Origin of the sequence: Lachnoanaerobaculum orale (assembly GCF_003862485.1) — a bacterium.
In the GTDB taxonomy this organism is placed as follows: domain Bacteria; phylum Bacillota; class Clostridia; order Lachnospirales; family Lachnospiraceae; genus Lachnoanaerobaculum; species Lachnoanaerobaculum orale.
This window is the reverse complement of record NZ_RRCM01000001.1, coordinates 1,938,384-1,959,581: the sequence shown is the minus strand read 5'-3', so window position 1 is coordinate 1,959,581 and position 21,198 is coordinate 1,938,384. Positions and strand designations below refer to the sequence as shown.

Genomic DNA, 21,198 nt, shown 5'->3' with positions numbered 1-21,198 from the left:
GTGAGAGAGAATATAGAATTGACAGGCATTGTGATAAAATCAATGCCTGTCGGCGATTTTGACAGAAGAGTCACCATATTTACAAAGGAGAGAGGTAAAATCTATGCCTTTGCAAGAGGCGCCAGACGAATCAACAATCAGATGATGGGGTATGCAAGGATATTTGCCTACGGTAAGTTTAAGCTTTTTGAGGGCAGAGATTCATACAACATCATCAGTGCGGAGATAGCCAACTACTTTGAAGAGATAAGTGACGATATTGAGAGTACCTGTTACGGTACATATTTTTTGGAGATGCTTGATTATTATACAAAGGAAGCACTTGCGGATATGGAGAGTTTAAAGCTTATATATTATACTTTGCTTGCTCTTACCAAAAAGTCCATCCCCAACAGACTGGTCAGGAGGATATTTGAACTTAAAATAATGGCTTTAAACAGTGACTACGATCCGAATCCGAAGATGAATGATAAGACCGCAGCATACACATGGGAATATATTATCTGTACAAAACCTGAGAAGCTTTTTACCTTTGTAATAACACAGGAGGCGCTGCTTGAGATAGAAAAGACTCTGGATTTTATGATGAAAAAGTATATAGACAGACATTTTCACTCTTTGGATATTTTAAAGGATATTTTATAAACGGTATTGACATTTGAAAAATATCTGATAGAATGATTTGTGTTCGGCAAAGACGCCTATATAGGGAGTCTTTGCCATTTTTTGTAAACAGCTATATTTTACTTTGTGAAAATATAAGCCTAGGAGGTAAGATTATGTCATATGTAGAAGAGATTTTAGAAAAAGTTGTAGCAGCCAACCCTAATGAGCCGGAGTTCCATCAGGCGGTTAAGGAAGTTTTGGAGTCACTTAAAGTGGTTGTAGACGCTAACGAGGAGCTTTACAGAAAGAACGGTATCTTGGAGAGACTTGTAGAGCCTGAAAGAATTATCTCATTCAGAGTTCCGTGGGTGGATGACAAGGGAAATGTACAGGTAAACAAAGGATATCGTGTACAGTTCAACAACTCAATCGGCGCTTATAAGGGAGGTCTTCGTTTCCACCCTACAGTAAATCAGTCTATACTTAAATTCCTGGGCTTTGAGCAGGTACTTAAGAACTCACTTACAGGTCTTCCTATGGGCGGAGGAAAAGGTGGTTCAAACTTTGATCCTAAGGGGAAATCAGACAGAGAAGTAATGGCGTTCTGCCAGAGCTTTATGAGCGAGCTTTATAAGCACATCGGAAAAGACACAGATGTACCTGCAGGTGATATCGGTGTAGGCGGAAGAGAGATAGGTTACCTCTTCGGTCAGTACAAGAGACTTTCAACATTGTTTGAGGGTGTTCTTACAGGAAAGGGAATTCCTTTCGGCGGTTCTCTAGCAAGAACAGAGGCTACAGGTTACGGCCTTGTATATATCCTTGATGAGATGCTTAAGGCAAACAACAAGGAGCTTAAGGGTAAGACAGTTGTAGTTACAGGTTCAGGAAATGTTGCTATCTATGCAATTGAGAAGGCACAGCAGCTTGGAGCAAAGGTAGTTGCACTTTGCGATTCAAACGGTTATGTATATGATGAGAACGGTATCCAGGTAGATGTTGTTAAGGATATCAAGGAAGTTAAGAGACAGAGAATCTCAGAGTATGCAAACAGAGTATCTTCAGCAAAGTATACACAAGGAAAGGGAATCTGGAATATCAAATGTGATATCTATCTTCCATGTGCTACTCAAAACGAGCTTGACCTTGACGGTGCAAAGGCACTTGTAGCTAACGGATGCTTTGCTGTAGCTGAGGGTGCAAATATGCCTACAACTCTTGAGGCTACAAAGTATCTTCAGGAAAACGGTGTACTCTTTATGCCGGGTAAGGCTTCAAATGCAGGCGGTGTTTCAGTTTCAGGTCTTGAGCAGAGCCAGAACGCTATGAGACTTTCATGGACATTTGAGGAAGTTGACGAGAAGCTTAAGGGCATCATGAAGGATATCTTTACAAAGGTTGACGATGCCGCTAAGAGATACAATCAGGAAGGCAACTATGTTGCAGGTGCAAATATTGCCGGATTTGAGAAGGTTGCAAACGCAATGATCTCACAGGGAATTGTATAATATATTGTACAAAATTAAATACATAAGCATTTAAAAGCCCTTTTATGAGGGTTTTTTTTTAATTCCTATTGACTTACTGGGAATTAAGCTTTAAAATCCCATTGTGCAGGTAACAAAGATAATCTGTTACAAGATTACCCATGCTCATGGGATAAGTGAAAGGAAAGAACAATGTCATTATTAAATGTAAATAATTTAACAGTTTCCATAGAAGATGATGAGAATTTAAAGGAAATTCTTCATGGAGTAAATATAGAAATTAAAAAAGGCGAAACACATGTACTTATGGGACCTAACGGTGCCGGTAAGTCAACACTCGGTTATGCTCTGATGGGTAACCCAAGATATATCACAGAGGGCGGAGAGATCATATTTGACGGTAAGAATATAGTTGACGAGTCTGCGGATAAGCGTGCAAAGGCGGGAATGTTTTTATCATTTCAAAATCCGCTTGAGGTACCGGGACTTCCTCTAAGCAGCTTTATAAGAGATGCGGTAGAGGCTGTTTCGGGCAAGAGAGTAAGGATGATGCAGTTCAAAAAAGAACTTGAAAAGAACATGGAAGTCTTAAATATGGACAAGGATTATGCCAACAGAGCCTTGAATGTAGGATTTTCAGGCGGTGAGAAGAAAAAGGCTGAGATTTTGCAGCTTCTTATGCTTTCACCAAAGCTTGCAATACTTGATGAGACGGATTCGGGACTTGATGTGGATGCTGTAAGAACAGTTTCGGAAGGTGTTAAGGAATATCAAAAGAGAAAAGACGGTGCTCTTCTTATAATCACTCACAGTACCAGAATACTTGAGTCATTAAAAGTTGACTATACACATATTATGGTAGACGGAAAAATCATAAAGACAGGAGATGCTTCTTTGGTAGATGAAATCAATGAGCATGGATTTGAAAAGTATATTCAGGAGAGCAAATGATGAAGGAAAAGACATATGTAGAAGACATCAACAGGAGTATTTATGACTTTAGAAATGAAGATAAGGACAACTTCAAAATAGCCGCAGGTCTTACACCTGAACTTGTATCTCAGATTTCAAAAGAAAAGAATGATCCTACATGGATGCAGAATTTCAGATTACAGGCATTACAAATATATAATCAGATGGAAGTTCCGCCATGGGGTCCGTCCATAGAGGGTCTTGATATGGACGATATAGTTACCTATGTAAGACCGAATACAAATATGAAGACCAAGTGGTCGGATGTACCGGAGGAGATAAAGGATACATTTGAAAAGCTCGGTATTCCGCAGGCGGAGAGAAAGTCACTTGCAGGTGTAGGAGCACAGTATGATTCAGAACTTGTATATCACAATGTAAGAGATGAAGTTTCACAGATGGGAGTTGTATATACCGACCTTGAAAGTGCAATGCATGGCGAATTTGCGGATATGATTCAGAAGCATTTTATGAAACTTGTAAAGCCGAAAGACCATAAGTTTGCGGCATTACATGGTGCGGTGTGGTCAGGAGGTTCATTTGTATATGTACCGAAGGGCGTTCATCTGGATATTCCTTTGCAGTCATACTTCAGACTTAATGCAAAGGGAGCAGGACAGTTTGAGCATACACTTATTATCGTGGATGAGGGTGCGGACCTTCACTTTATTGAAGGATGTTCTGCACCGAAGTACAATGTGGCCAATCTTCACGCAGGATGTGTGGAGCTGTACGTAGGAAAGAATGCCAGACTCAGATATTCAACTATTGAGAACTGGTCAAAGAATATGTACAACCTCAACACAAAGAGAGCCGTTGTGGAAGAGGGCGGAAGAATCGAGTGGGTTTCAGGTTCGTTCGGTTCACATGTATCATATCTTTATCCTATGAGTATTTTAAAGGGTAGAGGTGCAAGAATGGAGTTCACCGGAATCACATTTGCAGGTGAAGGACAAAACCTTGATACAGGTTCAAAGGTTGTACATGCGGCACCTGATACATCGTCGGTTATAAGTACAAAGTCAATATCAAAGGCAGGCGGCATATCTACATTCAGAAATGCGGTAGTGGTATCTGAAAAGGCGAATAATTCAAAGTCGTCGGTATCATGTGAGTCGTTGATGCTTGATGATATATCACGCTCCGATACATTACCTGCAATGGATATAAGATGTGCGAATGCGGATGTAGGACATGAGGCAAGAATAGGTAGAATCAGTGATGACGCCGTATTCTATCTTATGAACCGCGGTATCAGCGAGGAAGATGCCAGAGCAATGATTGTAAGCGGATTTGCCGACAATGTATCAAAAGAGTTGCCGCTTGAGTATGCGGTGGAGATGAACAATCTCATTCAATTAGAGATGAAAGGAAGTATTGGTTAATGAAAGATATTGTTTTAAATAAGATACCGGTCCTTACCTGGAGATGGCTTAAGATGAATGAGACTGCTATTTCAATACCAAGTGAAACCGGCAGCGCAAATATAAAAGTATTAAATGAGAATGCAAATAATGAACTGTCAAGTGAAAATATCGAAAAGATGAATGCACTGCCTACAGGAATGGGCGAGACTATGTCAGAGCTTATGAGTGAAAATAGTGAGGATATTATTATAAATACACTTACAGGAAAAGTTTCAAAGACTCATATAAATATATGCAGAGACAAGGAAAACCTTGCCAAGGTAAGAGTATATATCTATGCGGCGGAAGGCAGTGATGTAAGTGTATGGATGGATTACTCATCAAATAATGAAAATGAGGGTGCACTTGCAGTACAGACATTGGTATATGCCGAAAAAAATGCAAAAGTGAAGCTTTATCAGGTAGGGCTTCAGTCAGACAGTGATATCTCACTTAACGATATAGGTGCAAATGTTGACAAGGACGCTTCATTTGAACTTGTTCAGCTTTTACTTGGCGGTAAGAAGATATTTGCAGGAGCAAGAGCAAGCCTTGTAGGTAAAAGAAGTGAGTTCATATCAGATCTCGGATATTATGGTAAGGCCGAGGATCAGATAGATCTTAACTATGTGGCCGACCATATAGGAAAATCCACAAACTCAAAGATGATAGCTTCGGGAGTACTTAATGACAATTCAGGCAAGCTCCTTAGAGGCACAATCGACTTTAAGCGAGGTGCAAAGGATGCGACAGGTGAAGAGAGTGAGGATGTACTTCTTTTAGGTCAGAATATCCACAATCAGAGTATACCTGTAATACTTTGTGCCGAGGAAGATGTGGTCGGAACACATGGTGCTTCCATAGGAAACCTTGATGAAGAGATGCTTTTTTACCTTACTTCAAGAGGTATGGATAAGGAAAGTGTTACAAAGATGGTAGCCAGAGCCAGAATAGATGCTATAGGCAAGAAGCTTGAGAATGTGGCACTTGAGGAGAAGATAAATGTTTATCTGGGAGGTAGCGAAGATGAGCAAGAGCGTATATAGAGCCGACTTTCCACTTTTGGAATCAAGTGATGTAATATATATGGATAATGCGGCTACTTCACAAAGACCACAGGTGGTACTTGATGCGATGAATGAGTTTTATAAGCATCACAATGCCAATCCTTTAAGAGGAGTGTATAAACTCAGTGTTGAAGCTACCGAGGACTATGAGAATGCCAGAGCCAAGGTTGCAAAGTTTATAGGCGCGGCAGGAAGTGAAGAGATAGTATTTACAAGAAATGCTACAGAGAGCCTTAACCTTGTGGCATACAGCTACGGTCTTAACAATATAAAAGCAGGCGATGAGATAGTTGTAAGTATACTTGAGCATCATTCAAATATGCTTCCGTGGCAGATGGTGGCAAAAGCTACAGGAGCCAAGCTTGTATTCCTTGATTGCGAGGAAGACGGAGAGATCACAAAGGCTGAAATAGATTCAAAAATAAATGAAAAGACAAAGATTGTAGCTTGTACACAGATTTCAAATGTACTGGGTATTCCTACACCTATAGAGTATATAATTGAGAAGGCTCACAGTGTGGGTGCAGTAGCGGTTGTTGACGGTGCACAGAGCATACCTCATAAGAAAATAGATGTAAGAGAACTGAATGCTGACTTCTTTGCATTCTCAGGTCACAAGCTTTGCGGACCTATGGGTATCGGTGTACTCTACGGTAAGAAAGAGTTGCTTGATGCTATGCCTCCTTTCCTCAGCGGTGGAGAGATGATAGAGTATGTTACAAGAGATTCGGCAACATATGCCGAGCTTCCGCACAAGTTTGAAGCCGGTACTGTAAACGCGGAAGGTGCGGTAGGTCTTGCGGCGGCTATCGACTATATAGAGAGCATAGGCTATGAGAAGATAGAGAGTATCGAAAGAGAGCTTAGTGAGTATGCTATTGAGGTTCTTTCAAAGAACAAGTATGTCAGAATACTTGGTTCAAAGGATCCTGCTAAGCACAGCGGTATAATTAACTTTATACTTGAGGGAGTGCATCCGCATGATGTATCGACAATCCTTGATTCAAAGGGCATTGCTGTAAGAGCCGGACATCACTGTGCACAGCCGCTGTTGCAGCATCTCAAGATAAATTCAACTACAAGAGCAAGCCTTTCTTTCTATAATACAAAGGAAGAGATAGATGCACTCGCAGCAGCTCTATCAGATATAAGAAAGGAGATGGGATACGATGAGTGATAACAGAGCCTTTTATAATGAAATTCTGACAGAACACAATTTAAGACCTTATCACAAGCATGATTTGCCTGATGCAAACCTTGTACTGGACGGTGTGAATCCAAGTTGCGGAGACCATATCACTTTAAAGCTTAAGGTAAATGACGAGGGTATTATAGAAGACGGAGCATTTGTAGGTGACGGATGTGCCATATCACAGGCTTCAGCGGATATAATGCTTGATATGGTAATAGGTCTTGAAAAGGATGAAGCTATCAGACTCTCAGATATGTTTTTCCGTATGATAAAGGGAGAGGCAACTGACGAAGAGATAGATGAGCTTGACGAGGCCGGAGCCTTAAAAGATATCTCACATATGCCTGCAAGAGTAAAGTGCGCAGTACTTGGCTGGCATACAATGGATGAGTTGTTGAAATAAAATATAAAATCTATGAAAAAACATACAATTATAGTGCAGATACTTTACAAATCCCAAATTAAGTATTATGATTAACGAAAAGATATCTTCAGGGCAGGGTGAAAGTCCCTACCGGCGGTAAAGCCCGCGAGCCTATGGCATGATCCGGTGAGATTCCGGAGCCGACAGTACAGTCTGGATGAAAGAAGATTTTGATACGGTTAATTTGTAGATAAATGTATGTAGTATCAAGGCTCTGAGATGGTGAACCATTTCAGAGCCTTTTTAATATATTTACACGGCATAAATAACAGTTGTCACCACCCCTGGAAATATTTTCAGGGGATTTTTTATACCCAAATCTCTAAAAAGAAAGAAGGGATAGAGTTGACTGATAAAGAATATATGCTCAGAGCAATCAGTCTGGCAAAAAAAGGAGAGGGATGGACAAATCCCAATCCTATGGTAGGTGCTGTGATTGTAAGAGACGGAAGGATAATCGGAGAAGGTTATCACAAAAAATACGGTGAGCTTCATGCGGAAAGAAATGCTTTTGCATCGCTTAAAGAATCTGCAAAAGGGGCAACAATGTATGTGACAATGGAGCCCTGTTGTCATTATGGCAAGACTCCGCCATGTACACAGGCAATCATTGAGCACAAAATCGGAAAAGTTGTAATAGGTTCTAAAGATCCTAATCCAAAAGTGTCAGGAAAAGGTGTACAAATCTTAAAAGAGGCAGGGATCAGTGTAGTGGAGGACTTTTTGAGAGAAGAGTGTGACAAATTAAATCCCATATTCTTTCATTATATTAAGACCAAAATACCCTATGTGGTGATGAAGTATGCCATGACCCTGGACGGAAAGATAGCTACAAAAACAGGAGAATCAAAATGGGTTACCGGAAAAGAGGCGAGAGAGGAAGTACAGCATATGCGCCACAGGTATATGGGTATTATGGTCGGGATAGGAACGGTACTTGCAGATGATCCGATGTTAAATGTCAGAGTAAAGGATAAGAAAAACCCTGTACGAATTATATGTGACAGTAAACTTAGGATCAAAGAAGACAGTCAAATTGTAAAAACCGCTTTTAATCAAAGAACAATAGTGGTATATGCGTATTCACAAAATATTCAGGAAAAATTAGAAAGATTACATTCCTTAGGGGTGGAGACATTATATTGCCCGGATGAGAGAAATCAAATAGATCTTAAAAAACTGATGATATATCTTGGAAATGAAGGTATTGACAGTATTCTTTTGGAAGGTGGGGGCACATTAAATGAAAGTGCCGTAAGAGCGGGAATCGTAAAAGAAGTACAAGCTTTTATAGCACCGAAATTATTTGGAGGTGCAAACGGCAAAACTCCTATAGAGGGTATCGGTGTAAATCTTCCTTCGGAGGCTGTGAGACTGAAATATGTCGATATTTGTCAAATCGGTGAAGATATCAAAATCACATGTAAATTGTATGAAAAAGAAGGGGAGGAATAATGTTTACAGGCATAGTGGAAGAACAGGGAGAAATCGCTTATATCAATATAAGAGGGGAATCGGGAAGTTTGGAAGTGAAAGCAAAGAAAGTACTTGAAGGCACGAAAATCGGTGACAGTATTGCGGTGAACGGAGTGTGCTTGACGGTCACATCTTTATTTCCTGACGGATTTAAGGCTGATGTGATGGCGGAGACTGTCAGAAGAAGCAGTTTTAAAAACTGCAAGAGAGGAAGTAAGGTCAATCTTGAGCGCGCAATGGCCGCAAATGGGAGATTCGGAGGCCATATAGTGAGCGGACATATTGACGGTATCGGAGTAATCAGCTCCATGATTCGTGAAGAAAATGCAGTTTGGGTGTCAATTGAAACCTCACATGAAATACTGCATCTGATTGTGGAAAAAGGCTCCGTTTGCATTGACGGAATAAGTTTGACGGTGGCAAAAGTTGGTGAAACAGGTTTTAAAGTATCTGTAATACCGCATACAGGAGAAGAAACAACACTTTTATCAAAACATCCGGGAGATATTGTTAATCTTGAAAATGATGTAATAGGAAAATATGTAGAGAGATTACTTGGAAATAAAAAAGAAAAAAAGGAATCTGAAATTACAATGGAGTTTTTGGAGAAATTCGGGTTTTAGAACAGGAGGATACTATGGAACAAAATAATAACTACAATACGGTTGAAGAGGCGCTTAAAGATTTGCGAGAAGGAAAAATCATTCTGGTTACGGATGACCCAGACAGAGAGAATGAGGGCGATATGATTTGCGCGGCGGAATTTGCCACACAAAAAAATATTAACTTTATGGCGACCTATGCAAAGGGACTTATATGTACACCAATGAGTGAAGAAATCGCCGAAAAACTCAACTTTCCTCCAATGGTTGCCGAAAATACCGACAATCACAGTACTGCATTTACGGTTGCGATTGATCATATAGATACAACTACAGGTATTTCGGCAACGGAGCGAGCCTTTACTATTATGAAATGTGTGGATGAGAACTCAAAACCGACAGATTTTAGAAGACCGGGACATGTATTTCCGCTTATTGCAAGAAGAGGGGGAGTTTTGGTTCGCAACGGTCATACTGAAGCTACAACGGATCTTATGAGACTTGCCGGTTTGAAAGAATGCGGTGTATGTTGTGAGATAATGAAGGAAGACGGAAATATGATGCGTACGCCGGAACTTTGGGAGATGGCAAAAAAACATAATCTTACATTTATCACAATCAAAGATTTACAGGATTATATAAGAATACATGAAAAACATGTAAAAGAAGAGGCGGTTGCCGACCTTCCGACTCAGTATGGCGATTTTAAAATGCACGGATATATAAATGACATTACTGGAGAACATCATATTGCATTGGTAAAAGGTGATATAGGAGACGGAGAAGATGTGCTTTGCAGGGTACACTCCGAGTGTTTGACAGGAGATGCATTCGGTTCTCTAAGATGTGACTGCGGCTTGCAACTTCAGACAGCTATGAAGCGTGTGGAATCTGAGGGCAGAGGTATTATCCTTTATATGAGACAGGAAGGCAGAGGCATTGGCCTGATAAATAAAATAAAAGCATATGCGCTTCAAGAACAGGGTTATGATACCGTAGAGGCAAATGTAAAGCTTGGATTTGCCCCGGATCTTAGAGAATACTGGGTAGGAGCTCAAATCCTATCAGATCTTGGTGTAAAGTCTTTGAGACTTTTGACTAACAACCCTGAGAAAGTATACGGACTTAGAGGATTCGGAATCAAAATCAAGGAAAGAGTTCCGCTTGAGATCAAGCCTCAGAAGTACGATATAAAATATATGAAGACAAAACAGGAAAAAATGGGACATATTTTTAAAGAAATTAATTTATAAGATTATTAAGGAGAAAAAATGAAAAACATCAATTTATTAGAAGGAAAACTGGTAGCACCTGAGGGAATGAGAGTAGGTATCGTAGCGGCAAGATTCAATGAGATTATTGTGAATAAGCTTTTAGGAGGGGCAGTTGACGGTCTTATAAGGCATGGAGTCAAAGAAGAAAATATCACGGCGGCATGGGTACCGGGCGCTTTTGAGATCCCTATAACGGCACAAAAAATGGCTGTTTCAAAAAAGTATGATGCAATCATTTGTGTAGGCGCAGTTATTCGTGGGGATACTTCTCACTATGATTTGGTATGCAATGAATCTGCTAAAGGAATCGCACAGGTTGAACTTGCAACAGGAGTTCCGGTATTATTCGGAATTATCACCACAGAGAATATAGAGCAGGCGATTGCACGTGCAGGCAGTAAGGCAGGAAACAAAGGATATGATTGTGCATTGTCTGCAATAGAGATGGTAAATCTTATAAAGCAGCTTTAAATAGTTAATAAAAAATATCTCCTACCTTGAAAATGGCAGTCATTTGTGGCATACGTACTGACTTTCATAAAATATTGTTTTTGTAGATAAATCATAATAATTTGTAAGTATATAACTAAGAATAAATAATATATATTGATTCTATTGTTAATATTTGATATATTTACTATAAAGCTAATAGCAAATTTTATTAAGAAGCTTATAATGATGGATAAAAGGCGGTAGAGGGGTAAATAAATGAGAAAAAATAAAATTTTTATAGGCATATTACTTTGCCTGTGTTTATGTGCTTGCACTAAAAAAGCAGATAAGGTTGAGAGAGGAGGATATGATCTTACATATAAAACCGGCTATTATGCAAGTGAAATTAATGAGGATAACGATGCATTATATGTAATGTATTTATATAATGGAGTAGGTGATAATATGGAATGGGGAGGTGAGGATGATGATATAATCCCCAATAAATATGCTACAGATAATGACCTCCAGGGAAGATATTTGGATACTTTTTGGGATGAAAACGGAAATCCTTTGGGATTTAATTTGAAAACTACAGAGCTTGATAAATTTAATGTTGATATATATGATATTAAAACAGGGGAAAAGCTCAAAACAATAGATGTGAAAAGTATCTTTGATAATGATGATAATATAAAGCCTGACAAACCATATAAAGCAATGGCATTAGAATATTACGAGAAACCGTACATTATGGTGTGGTCTGAAAAAATAAGTAAAGATATAGAAAATGGATATGAAGATAGGGGAAAAGCTGTATTTATAAATATTGAAGATGAAACATATTTTGAAGATTGGATAATAGATGTTTGGGACAGATGTAAAAAAAGTGAAAAGATAGCGGTTGTTAGTAAACGGGATATTTTTAATGAGATACTTTTAAAGCAAAATTCACTTTATTCATATATTACTGTTAGTTCATTCTCAGATTGGGAAGGTTTCATGGATGTGTATATATATGATATAGGTAGAATTCCAAAAGATAATAAAAAACTATATGAATTATTTCCAAAATTAAGGGAGAACCTTGATAAACTTATATCTGAAGGAGAGAAGGCCAGAGTGACCTTTATGTTACCTGACAGTATAAGCGATAAGGAATTAGCGGATATGTTTTTTGAGAATGGGGAGGATATATCGTTTGACGGAGTGGTAGTAGACGGCAGGCATTCGGTAGACGGATTACCGCATAAGATTAATAACCTTGATGACTTTAAAAAGTATATTGAGCCCGAGGAGATGGAAAGGTCGAGATATAAGCCTATACCTGATAACAGGTAAATATATTGGCAGAGGAGTAGAAGGATGAAGAGAGCTGTTTTATTATTTGTATTTTGTATAATGTTTTGCATCGGATGTAGTAGTAAAGATAAAAAGGCGGATGAAAATACAACCCATAAGATTGTAGATGACGGTTACACATTGACATGGGGAATAAAAAATAATCTGCAAAGGATTTGGATTAGTGAAGACGGAAATGCCCTCTGTGCGATACAGGATAATGATATGAAAGAAAGTGAAGACCCTGTAATAAGATATATGCTATATATACCTTTAAAATATGCCGTGGAAGTGAATATGACAGTACATTCAAACAGAATGAGGGATGTCAATACAGATAAAACATATTTAGAAAGAAATATAGAAAATTTTGACGTAAAGGTTTATGGTATAGGAGGTAAGCAATTAAAAAATGAAATAGATGTTCTTGAAATTTTAAAAGAAAAGAATATGAATATAATGCCTACCGATTATACTATGTTTACAACAAGAATGTATGAGAATAAGCCCTGCCTTGTATTCGGAGCGGAAGATATAGTGTCGTCAAATGAAGATAAGAACAATAATACAAAAAGGATGATATATATTGATGTGGAGACAGGAGAGCTGTTTGAAAAAGAGTATGAGGATATCATAGATGATTTGGAAGATGAAAACAGAATAAACTTAATATACACATCACAATTTAGTAAGTTTATGAAACAAAATATGGGTAGGGTGCTGTGGTCGGATTTTGATACAAATTCAGTAAGAACATTAAGCTTTTTTGAAGGGTGTAGGCAGATACATTTTACTGACATAGAAAACATTACGGAAAATAATACAAAGCTGTTCACTATGTTCCCTGTACTTAAGATACTATATGATGAAATAAAGAAAAATAATGAAGATAAAGTAAGGGCAAATATGGCTGTGGATATAATACTTACAGGTAATCCAAGTGAAGAGGAAATAATGTCAATTATACTGCCTGAGGGTAGAGAAGTGTCTTTTGAAGGAGTTAAAATAAATGCTGAAAATTCAGTAGACGGAAAAGAGCATGATATTCATAGCTTTGATGAATGGAGAGAATACTGTAAACCCGCTAAGGATCCCGGTAAATATGCATCACCGGTAGTTAAGTAATATGATAGTATGAAAAACATTTTTTATCAGTATTTATTATATGGCTTGTTGTATATGGCCATAAACAACTAATTATAAAAAGCTCCGATTGCATTTGATTCGGAGCTTTTTTATATCGTACAAAATATAATAAAAAATCTCTCCTACCTTGAAAATGGCAGTCATTTGTGGCATACTTATTTTTGATGTCTTAATGTAAAAGCCCGGGACAGGTTTATATCTTTTGATGTAGTTTTACTTGTTACATTGCTTCGATTTGGGGCATATGAAATTATATAGAAGAGGAGTACTCATGAAAAAGGGATATCTGATAGCTATAATGATGATATTATTTTTATCCGGCTGTGGTGGTAAAAAAGCATATTCATATAATCCTGATGAAAGTTCTATATTTATATCTAAAGACGGTACATTAAAGTCGGCTTTGGTGCAAAAGATAGATACTAAGGCAAAAAGTGAAGAACTTAAAGATTTTGCAAATGCGGAAGTGGAGGATTTTAACAAGCTTAATTCCGCAAATCAGGTAAAACTGGAAGAAGCCGGGATAAAGAATGATATTGCAAAGGTGGTATTCTCATATACTTCATTTGAGTGTATGCAGGAATTTGCAAAGTTTACTCAAGATAACAGCTTTGATTTGAATTCTGTAGAGGTATACAAGCTTAGCGATATTGATGTATCAAAGATGGATTCAATAGAGATACCTGACGGAATCAAAGGCAATTATATTGCTGTAATAGACGGCAAGGCTGATGTGTATACAGACGGTAAAATCACATATGTATCAAACAACATAGAATTTAACGATAATACTGCCAAGGTAGATGGCTTTAATTATATCATTTTTAAATAAAGGAGATATTCATGGAATATAGCATGGAAAAAATCATAGCACTGGCAAAATCAAGAGGATTTGTATATCCGGGTTCAGAGATATACGGAGGTCTTGCAAATACCTGGGACTATGGTAACTTAGGTGTTGAATTAAAGAATAATGTTAAGGCGGCTTGGTGGCAGAAGTTTATAAAAGAATCACCATACAATGTAGGTGTGGATTGTGCTATCTTGATGAATCCGCAGACATGGATTGCTTCAGGACATTTGGGAAGCTTCTCGGATCCTTTGATGGACTGTAAGGAATGTCATGAAAGATTCAGAGCAGACAAGATAATAGAAGATTATATGCAGGAAAACGGCATTACTATAGAAGGAAGTGTGGACGCATGGTCAAATGACGAGATGAAAAAGTATATTGACGAGCACGAAATAGCTTGTCCGACCTGCGGTAAGCACAACTTTACAGATATCCGTCAGTTCAACCTTATGTTTAAGACTTTCCAGGGTGTAACAGAGGATGCCAAAAATGTGGTTTATTTAAGACCTGAGACAGCACAGGGTATCTTTGTAAACTTTAAGAATGTACAAAGAACTTCAAGAAAGAAAGTTCCTTTCGGTATAGGACAGATAGGTAAGTCATTCAGAAACGAGATTACACCGGGTAACTTCACATTCAGAACAAGAGAGTTTGAGCAGATGGAGCTTGAGTTCTTCTGTAAGCCGGGTACGGACCTTGAGTGGTTTGACTACTGGAGAGGTTTTTGTAGAGACTGGCTTATAGCGCTAGGTATCAAAGAGGAGCAGATGAGACTCAGAGACCATGATAAGGAAGAGCTCAGTTTCTATTCAAATGCTACAACGGATATAGAGTTTTTATTCCCGTTCGGCTGGGGTGAGCTTTGGGGAATCGCGGACAGAACGGATTATGACCTTAATCGTCATCAGGAAGTTTCAGGACAGGATCTTTCATACTTTGACGATGAGACAAGTGAAAGATATATTCCATATGTTATAGAGCCTTCACTTGGAGCGGACAGAGTAACTTTAGCATTCCTCTGTGCGGCATATGACGAGGAGACACTGGAGGGTGGGGATACCAGAACCGTTCTTCATTTCCATCCGGCACTTGCTCCTGTTAAGATCGGTATTTTACCTCTTTCAAAGAAGCTTAATGAGGGCGCTCTTAAGATTTCTGAAGAGTTGTCAAAGTACTACAATGTAGAGTTTGACGACAGAGGAAATATCGGTAAGAGATATCGTAGACAGGATGAGATCGGTACACCGTTCTGCATCACTTACGACTTTGATTCCGAGAATGACAATGCTGTAACTGTAAGAGACAGAGACAGTATGGAGCAGGTAAGAGTACCTATCTCAGAGCTTAAGGCTTATTTTGAGGACAAATTCAGATTTTAAAATTTAACTTATTTTGAGTAGAGCTTTAACTTCACATTTGTGGAGGGAAGCTCTAATCAACTTTAAACAGGTAGCGAAAGGAATAGATTATGGCACAGTATAATCATAGTGCAATAGAGAAAAAATGGAAGAAAAGATGGGAAGAGCATCCTATAAATGTAGATGACGGAAAGAAGCCTAAGTACTATTGCTTGGATATGTTCCCATACCCTTCAGGTTCGGGACTTCATGTAGGACATTGGAGAGGATATGTAATATCGGATGTATGGAGCAGATATCAGGTATTAAAGGGACATTATGTAATCCATCCTATGGGTTGGGATGCATTCGGACTTCCTGCAGAGAACTACGCTATAAAGATGGGAGTTCATCCTGCAAAGTCTACAGCCGAGAATGTAGCCAATATCAAAAGACAGATAAATGAGATTGCCGCAATATACGATTGGGACAGAGAGGTAAATACTACAGATCCTAAGTTCTATAAGTGGACACAGTGGATATTTGTTCAGATGTTCAAAAAAGGCCTTGCATATGAGAAGGAATTCCCGATAAACTGGTGTCCTTCATGTAAGACAGGTCTTGCAAACGAAGAGGTGGTAGACGGAAAATGTGAGAGATGCGGAACTCCTGTTACCAAGAAAAACCTTCGTCAGTGGATGCTTAGAATTACAAAGTATGCGGACAGACTTCTTAATGACCTTGACAAGCTTGACTGGCCTGAGAAGGTTAAAAAGATGCAGTCGGACTGGATAGGAAAGAGCTACGGTGCCGAGGTAAACTTCAAGGTGGACGGAAGCGATGACAATATAGTTGTTTACACTACAAGACCCGATACTCTCTACGGTGCTACCTTTATGGTACTTTCACCTGAGCATGAGCTTGCAAAGAAGCTTGCTACCGATGATCAAAGAGAGGCTGTTGAGAAGTATATCTTTGACAGCTCTATGAAGTCAAATGTCGACAGAATGCAGTCAAAGGAAAAGACAGGTGTATTTACAGGTTCTTATGCAATCAATCCGCTAAACGGAGCGAAGACACCTATCTGGCTTTCAGACTATGTTTTGGCCGACTACGGTACAGGAGCTATTATGTGTGTACCTGCACATGATGACAGAGACTTTGATTTTGCAAAGAAGTTCGGCCTTCCTATAGTTCAGGTTATCACAAAAGACGGTGAAGAAATTGAAAATATGACAGAAGCCTACACAGATGCTGTAGGTACAATGATAAATTCAGGTGACTGGAACGGTATGGAAAGTGCCAAGTTAAAGCTTGAAGCTCCGCAGATGATTGAGGAGAAGGGATATGGTAAGAAGACTACCAACTACAAGCTTCGTGACTGGGTATTTTCAAGACAGCGTTACTGGGGTGAGCCTATTCCTATAGTACATTGTCCATGTTGCGGAAACGTACCTGTACCTGAGGATCAGCTCCCTCTTGAGCTTCCTAAGGTAGAGAGCTACCAGCCTACCGGAACAGGTGAGTCACCGCTTGCGGCTATTGACGAGTGGGTAAATACAACATGTCCTGTATGTGGCGGACCTGCAAAGCGTGAGACAAACACTATGCCGCAGTGGGCAGGTTCAAGCTGGTATTTCTTAAGATATGTGGATCCTCACAATGATAAGGAACTTGTAAGTAAGGAGATGGCGGATAAATACCTCCCTGTAGATATGTATATCGGCGGTGTTGAGCATGCCGTACTTCATTTGCTTTATTCAAGATTCTATACAAAGTTCTTACATGATATTGGTGTAGTTGACTTTGATGAGCCTTTCACAAAGCTTTTCAATCAGGGTATGATAAACGGCAGTGACGGACAGAAGATGAGTAAGAGTAAGGGAAATGTAGTTTCACCTGATGATCTTGTTCGTGACTACGGCTGTGATGCTCTCAGAATGTATGAGCTTTTCGTAGGACCGCCTGAGCTTGATGCCGACTGGGATGACAGAGGTATTGAGGGCGTTTCAAGATTTTTAAATAAGTTCTATAAGCTTGTAATGGACAATAAGGATAAGAATGTAGAGGCTGACAGAGAGCTCTTAAGAGTTCGCGCAAATCTTATCTCGGATATTGAGCAAAGATTTAATGCATTCAGCTTAAATACAGTTATTGCAGGCTTTATGGAGTACAATAATAAGCTTAATGAGCTTAGTAAAAAGAACGGTGTGGATAAGGAAACATTAAAGGCATTTACCATATTGCTGGCACCGTTTGCACCTCATATAGGTGAGGAGCTTTGGGAAGAGCTTGGAGAAAGCGGCTCGGTATTCCATGCAGAGTGGCCTACATTTGATGAGAGCCATAAGGAAGTGGATACAATAGAGGTTCCTGTTCAGATAAACGGAAAGACAAAGCTTGTTATTGAGCTTGATGCCAATGTAAGCAAGGAAGATGCTATAGAGGCAGGTAAGAAAGCTTTATCAGAAGCCGGAAAGCTTGAGGGAACAATAAGAAAAGAAATTTATGTTCCGAAGAAGATTATAAATATAGTGGTTGGATAAAACAAAAAAATCTTGGAATCGGCGTTTGCCGGCTCCAAGATTTTTTATTAAATAATTACCAATTAAACATTTCAATTGCCTTTATAATATCAGCAGATGTAGAAGGGTTTTCTTTAATCTCATTTATCAGTGATAAAAAGTCATTATGGAAAGCACAGTTTGCATCATTGTAGCAACGATGAATCATCCATATATTATGAAATGTAGGATTTTTCTTTACCGATTCAATAAGTGCTTCTTCATAGCCCTTTTTATAAAACTTTTCTACAAAGTGGACCAATTCTCCGGGAGATCCGAAGTCGACACTCGGGTTTTGTGATATTATATCCAAGATAGGTTTCACAAATTGGAACGGGTCGGGATACTCAAGCATTGCATCTATTATTTCATTATCAATATAATACTCTTCATCTGGTATTACCGCTTCTTTTAGTGCGATGATTATATCTTCTTTATTCATAATTCTTACATTTACAAATTACTGTAATCCCTTTTTAAAGAAATTTTTAAACTCGGCCACTTCTGCAGATGATTGAGTGATTGAAACTGAATGTCTTGCACCGGCAGTTATACCCGGTTCATATGTCATAGGAACAAATTGCAGAGAAACTTCAGAATTTCCTACAAAACAAAAGCCTAGAGATGTCTTAGTAAAGCTTTCATTTGCTTTATTAAATACCATTGCATCTCCATACTCTGTAAGTTCGGCATTTACAGGAATAACTACAACTTCGCATTCCTTGTACCCTACAATAAAGTTACTATGTCTTGTAACCTTAACTATAACAGCATTGGTACAGTTTTCCATATGGCAATAAATAAGCTTGTAATCATCACCGTTTGCAACACTGCTGTTAAATATTTCTCTCATTCTGGCTTTGTTCTTACGATTTTCCTCGTCAGTTGCTCCCATAAAAGCCTTTTTAAATAAATCCATTAACGCCATAATAATCTCCATTCCGCCATCACAGGTGATGGCATAAATATATTAATGTTTAAACCAAGGTATAACCCTGTTAACATGTTTACAATACTCTATATATTCCGATCCGAATTTATCAAGCAACCACTTTTCTTCAGTCTGCTTCATCAGTACAGTTAAGAATATATAAAAAACTACCGGAAATATAAGCAAGTACACATTATGTGCTGTTACCAGAATACCGGTACACACACATAAAAATGCAAGATATATAGGGTTTCTGACAATAGAATATATTCCGGTTGTTACCAGATTCCCACTGCTTATCTCTCTACTGATTCTTTGAATGATTACAGCATATATCCACAATGCGACTCCGATAAAAATAAGCAGAAAGCCTATAATCATCGCTACAGACTTTAAGCCCGGAAGGTCTCCGCCATTTAGAAATCCATTCTTTTTTAAGAAAAGCCCGAAGGCGGTTAGAAGAAAACAACTGACGGCATAAATAGGACCGACACCAAAAACAGGTAATGTATTCTTTTTCATATAAACCCCCTTTATATAAACTTTTTACACATTAAATCTAAAGAGTATTACATCTCCGTCCTGTACTACATATTCTTTACCTTCTATACGTACCAAGCCTTTTTCCTTGGCAGCAGATGTAGAGCCACAATCAAGAAGATCCTGATAGTTGATAACCTCAGCTTTGATAAATCCACGCTCAAAGTCTGAGTGAATCTTTCCTGCCGCTCCAGGAGCCTTTGTGCCTTTCTTTATTGTCCAGGCTCTGCACTCATCCTCACCGGCTGTAAGATAGCTTAAAAGTCCAAGCAGATCATAGCTGGCTGCAATAAGCTTATCAAGACCTGATACGGAGATTCCAAGAGCATCAAGATATTCAGCTTTTTCCTCATCATCAAGCTGTGAAATTTCTTCTTCAATGGCTGCACATACAACAAATACCTTTGCGTTTGATTTTGCGGCATATTCTTTTACCTTAGCTACATACTCATTTGAAGCACCGTCATCAGCAAGGTCATCCTCAGCTACATTTGCGGCAAAGATAACAGGCATATATGTGATAAGTCCTAGTGACTTTACGAATGCTAAGTCCTCTTCATCGGAAGATGTGTAGCTGCTTGCCATATTGTCATTTTCAAGTATATCCTTGAGTTCCAAAAGGATATCAAGCTCATGCTTTAAGGCTTTGTCATTCATAGCAGCTTTTTTAGTCTTTGCAATTCTTCGCTCCAAAATCTCAATATCGGAGAATATAAGCTCTAAGTTGATAGTTTCGATATCTCTGATAGGATCAACACTTCCTTCTACATGGATGATATTTGAATCATCAAAACATCTTACCACATGGATGATGGCATCACATTCACGAATATTTGATAAAAACTGGTTTCCAAGACCTTCACCTTTGCTGGCACCTTTTACAAGACCTGCGATATCTACGAAGTCTATAAGTGCAGGTGTAACTTTCTTTGTATTATATAATTTGCCAAGTTCTTTTAATCTGTCATCCGGTACCGCTACAACACCTACATTAGGGTCAATGGTAGCAAAAGGATAGTTTGCGGCAGTAGCACCTGCCTTTGTCAATGAGTTAAATAATGTACTCTTGCCTACATTCGGCAAGCCAACAATTCCTAGTTTCATATAAAAACCTTCTTTAAAATATTTTTGCTTTGAATAAGTATATTCACAATAAAACCTGAATAAATCTCCAAGTTAACCTGTTATATTTTAACATATAGGTGTATAATTTAAAAGTGTAAAGCAGGTAGCTTTTGCAGAAAGGATGACCGGATGAAATTGCCGTATGGAGCAAATGAAGATGATTTTGAAAATATAAAAAAAATAGTTTCAGAATTTACAAATAATGACAAGAATTTAGATGAATCTACATTAGAAATAATGAATATAGCATATTCTACCGGGGGCGATTATTCGGATGAAATACTACTTGAGTATGTAAAAGCTTATTTTGAAATGGATGGTACAAATTAGAAGTTGGAGGGATAGATTTCTATGATTATCAGATATGCAGAAGAGAAAAATTTTATAGAATTGCGACAGTTTTATGACGGTATGTGTAAAGTT

21 protein-coding genes and 1 riboswitch are annotated in these 21,198 nt (G+C 38.5%); of the genes, 17 read left to right on the top strand and 4 right to left on the bottom strand.

Annotated features, from left to right (window positions below; genetic code table 11):
- The 16 genes from recO (at position 1) to leuS (ending at position 18,161) form a co-directional block, all read left to right on the top strand.
- Positions 1-645, top strand: a complete 645-nt coding sequence (gene recO / locus EHW90_RS09415) for a DNA repair protein RecO (RefSeq protein ID WP_124952495.1) — start codon at positions 1-3, stop codon at positions 643-645.
- 134 nt (positions 646-779) lie between these two features.
- On the top strand, positions 780-2,114 hold the full coding sequence (gdhA, locus tag EHW90_RS09410) for an NADP-specific glutamate dehydrogenase (RefSeq protein ID WP_124952494.1): 1,335 nt from the start codon (positions 780-782) through the stop codon (positions 2,112-2,114).
- A 171-nt stretch (positions 2,115-2,285) separates the two neighbouring features.
- A complete protein-coding gene (gene sufC, locus EHW90_RS09405; RefSeq protein ID WP_124952493.1) occupies positions 2,286-3,044 on the top strand; it encodes a Fe-S cluster assembly ATPase SufC in 759 nt (252 codons plus the stop codon).
- Positions 3,044-4,450: a Fe-S cluster assembly protein SufB gene (sufB, locus tag EHW90_RS09400; protein WP_124952668.1), complete on the top strand. Its 1,407-nt coding sequence runs from the start codon at positions 3,044-3,046 to the stop codon at positions 4,448-4,450. Before sufC ends, sufB begins: the two co-directional genes overlap by 1 nt.
- Positions 4,450-5,517, top strand: coding sequence for a SufB/SufD family protein (locus EHW90_RS09395; RefSeq protein WP_124952492.1), 1,068 nt, complete (start codon positions 4,450-4,452; stop codon positions 5,515-5,517). The genes sufB and EHW90_RS09395 overlap by 1 nt, the downstream gene beginning before the upstream one ends.
- Entirely contained in the window at positions 5,498-6,715 is a 1,218-nt protein-coding gene (locus tag EHW90_RS09390) for an aminotransferase class V-fold PLP-dependent enzyme (protein ID WP_124952667.1), read from the top strand. Before EHW90_RS09395 ends, EHW90_RS09390 begins: the two co-directional genes overlap by 20 nt.
- Positions 6,708-7,133, top strand: a complete 426-nt coding sequence (gene sufU, locus EHW90_RS09385) for a Fe-S cluster assembly sulfur transfer protein SufU (RefSeq protein ID WP_124952491.1) — start codon at positions 6,708-6,710, stop codon at positions 7,131-7,133. The genes EHW90_RS09390 and sufU overlap by 8 nt, the downstream gene beginning before the upstream one ends.
- Positions 7,134-7,213: 80 nt before the next feature.
- A riboswitch (FMN riboswitch) is annotated at positions 7,214-7,327 on the top strand.
- A gap of 172 nt (positions 7,328-7,499) precedes the next feature.
- Positions 7,500-8,609 carry a bifunctional diaminohydroxyphosphoribosylaminopyrimidine deaminase/5-amino-6-(5-phosphoribosylamino)uracil reductase RibD gene (gene ribD, locus EHW90_RS09380; protein ID WP_124952490.1) on the top strand — a complete coding sequence of 370 codons (1,110 nt, stop codon included), beginning with the start codon at positions 7,500-7,502 and terminating at the stop codon, positions 8,607-8,609.
- The gene (ribE, locus tag EHW90_RS09375) at positions 8,609-9,253 is read left to right on the top strand and encodes a riboflavin synthase (protein WP_124952489.1); all 645 of its coding nucleotides are present in this window, start codon (positions 8,609-8,611) and stop codon (positions 9,251-9,253) included. The genes ribD and ribE overlap by 1 nt, the downstream gene beginning before the upstream one ends.
- A gap of 14 nt (positions 9,254-9,267) precedes the next feature.
- Positions 9,268-10,485: a bifunctional 3,4-dihydroxy-2-butanone-4-phosphate synthase/GTP cyclohydrolase II gene (locus EHW90_RS09370; RefSeq protein ID WP_124952488.1), complete on the top strand. Its 1,218-nt coding sequence runs from the start codon at positions 9,268-9,270 to the stop codon at positions 10,483-10,485.
- An 18-nt stretch (positions 10,486-10,503) separates the two neighbouring features.
- Entirely contained in the window at positions 10,504-10,977 is a 474-nt protein-coding gene (gene ribH, locus EHW90_RS09365; protein ID WP_009446865.1) for a 6,7-dimethyl-8-ribityllumazine synthase, read from the top strand.
- A gap of 237 nt (positions 10,978-11,214) precedes the next feature.
- On the top strand, positions 11,215-12,279 hold the full coding sequence (locus tag EHW90_RS09360; RefSeq protein ID WP_124952487.1) for a hypothetical protein: 1,065 nt from the start codon (positions 11,215-11,217) through the stop codon (positions 12,277-12,279).
- 24 nt (positions 12,280-12,303) lie between these two features.
- Positions 12,304-13,404: a hypothetical protein gene (locus EHW90_RS09355; protein WP_124952486.1), complete on the top strand. Its 1,101-nt coding sequence runs from the start codon at positions 12,304-12,306 to the stop codon at positions 13,402-13,404.
- Between the two features lie 292 nt (positions 13,405-13,696).
- Positions 13,697-14,257: a putative periplasmic lipoprotein gene (locus EHW90_RS09350; protein ID WP_207667041.1), complete on the top strand. Its 561-nt coding sequence runs from the start codon at positions 13,697-13,699 to the stop codon at positions 14,255-14,257.
- An 11-nt stretch (positions 14,258-14,268) separates the two neighbouring features.
- The gene (locus EHW90_RS09345; protein ID WP_124952484.1) at positions 14,269-15,657 is read left to right on the top strand and encodes a glycine--tRNA ligase; all 1,389 of its coding nucleotides are present in this window, start codon (positions 14,269-14,271) and stop codon (positions 15,655-15,657) included.
- Positions 15,658-15,746: 89 nt separating this feature from the next.
- Positions 15,747-18,161, top strand: a complete 2,415-nt coding sequence (gene leuS / locus EHW90_RS09340) for a leucine--tRNA ligase (protein WP_124952483.1) — start codon at positions 15,747-15,749, stop codon at positions 18,159-18,161.
- Between the two features lie 55 nt (positions 18,162-18,216).
- Here the strand turns inward: leuS and EHW90_RS09335 are convergent, their stop codons facing one another.
- From EHW90_RS09335 to ychF, 4 genes are read right to left on the bottom strand one after another with little or no spacing between them, the layout of a single operon-like run.
- Entirely contained in the window at positions 18,217-18,621 is a 405-nt protein-coding gene (locus tag EHW90_RS09335; RefSeq protein WP_124952482.1) for a hypothetical protein, read from the bottom strand.
- An 18-nt stretch (positions 18,622-18,639) separates the two neighbouring features.
- Positions 18,640-19,107, bottom strand: a complete 468-nt coding sequence (locus tag EHW90_RS09330) for a hypothetical protein (protein ID WP_207667040.1) — start codon at positions 19,105-19,107, stop codon at positions 18,640-18,642.
- A gap of 42 nt (positions 19,108-19,149) precedes the next feature.
- Positions 19,150-19,632 (bottom strand): methyltransferase family protein, encoded by a 483-nt coding sequence (locus tag EHW90_RS09325; protein WP_124952480.1) that lies wholly within the window; start codon positions 19,630-19,632, stop codon positions 19,150-19,152.
- A 24-nt stretch (positions 19,633-19,656) separates the two neighbouring features.
- Positions 19,657-20,754: a redox-regulated ATPase YchF gene (gene ychF, locus EHW90_RS09320; RefSeq protein ID WP_009446855.1), complete on the bottom strand. Its 1,098-nt coding sequence runs from the start codon at positions 20,752-20,754 to the stop codon at positions 19,657-19,659.
- A gap of 150 nt (positions 20,755-20,904) precedes the next feature.
- Here ychF and EHW90_RS09315 point away from each other — a divergent pair, with 150 nt between their 5' ends.
- Positions 20,905-21,105 carry a hypothetical protein gene (locus EHW90_RS09315; RefSeq protein ID WP_124952479.1) on the top strand — a complete coding sequence of 67 codons (201 nt, stop codon included), beginning with the start codon at positions 20,905-20,907 and terminating at the stop codon, positions 21,103-21,105.
- Positions 21,106-21,198: the final 93 nt, after the last annotated feature.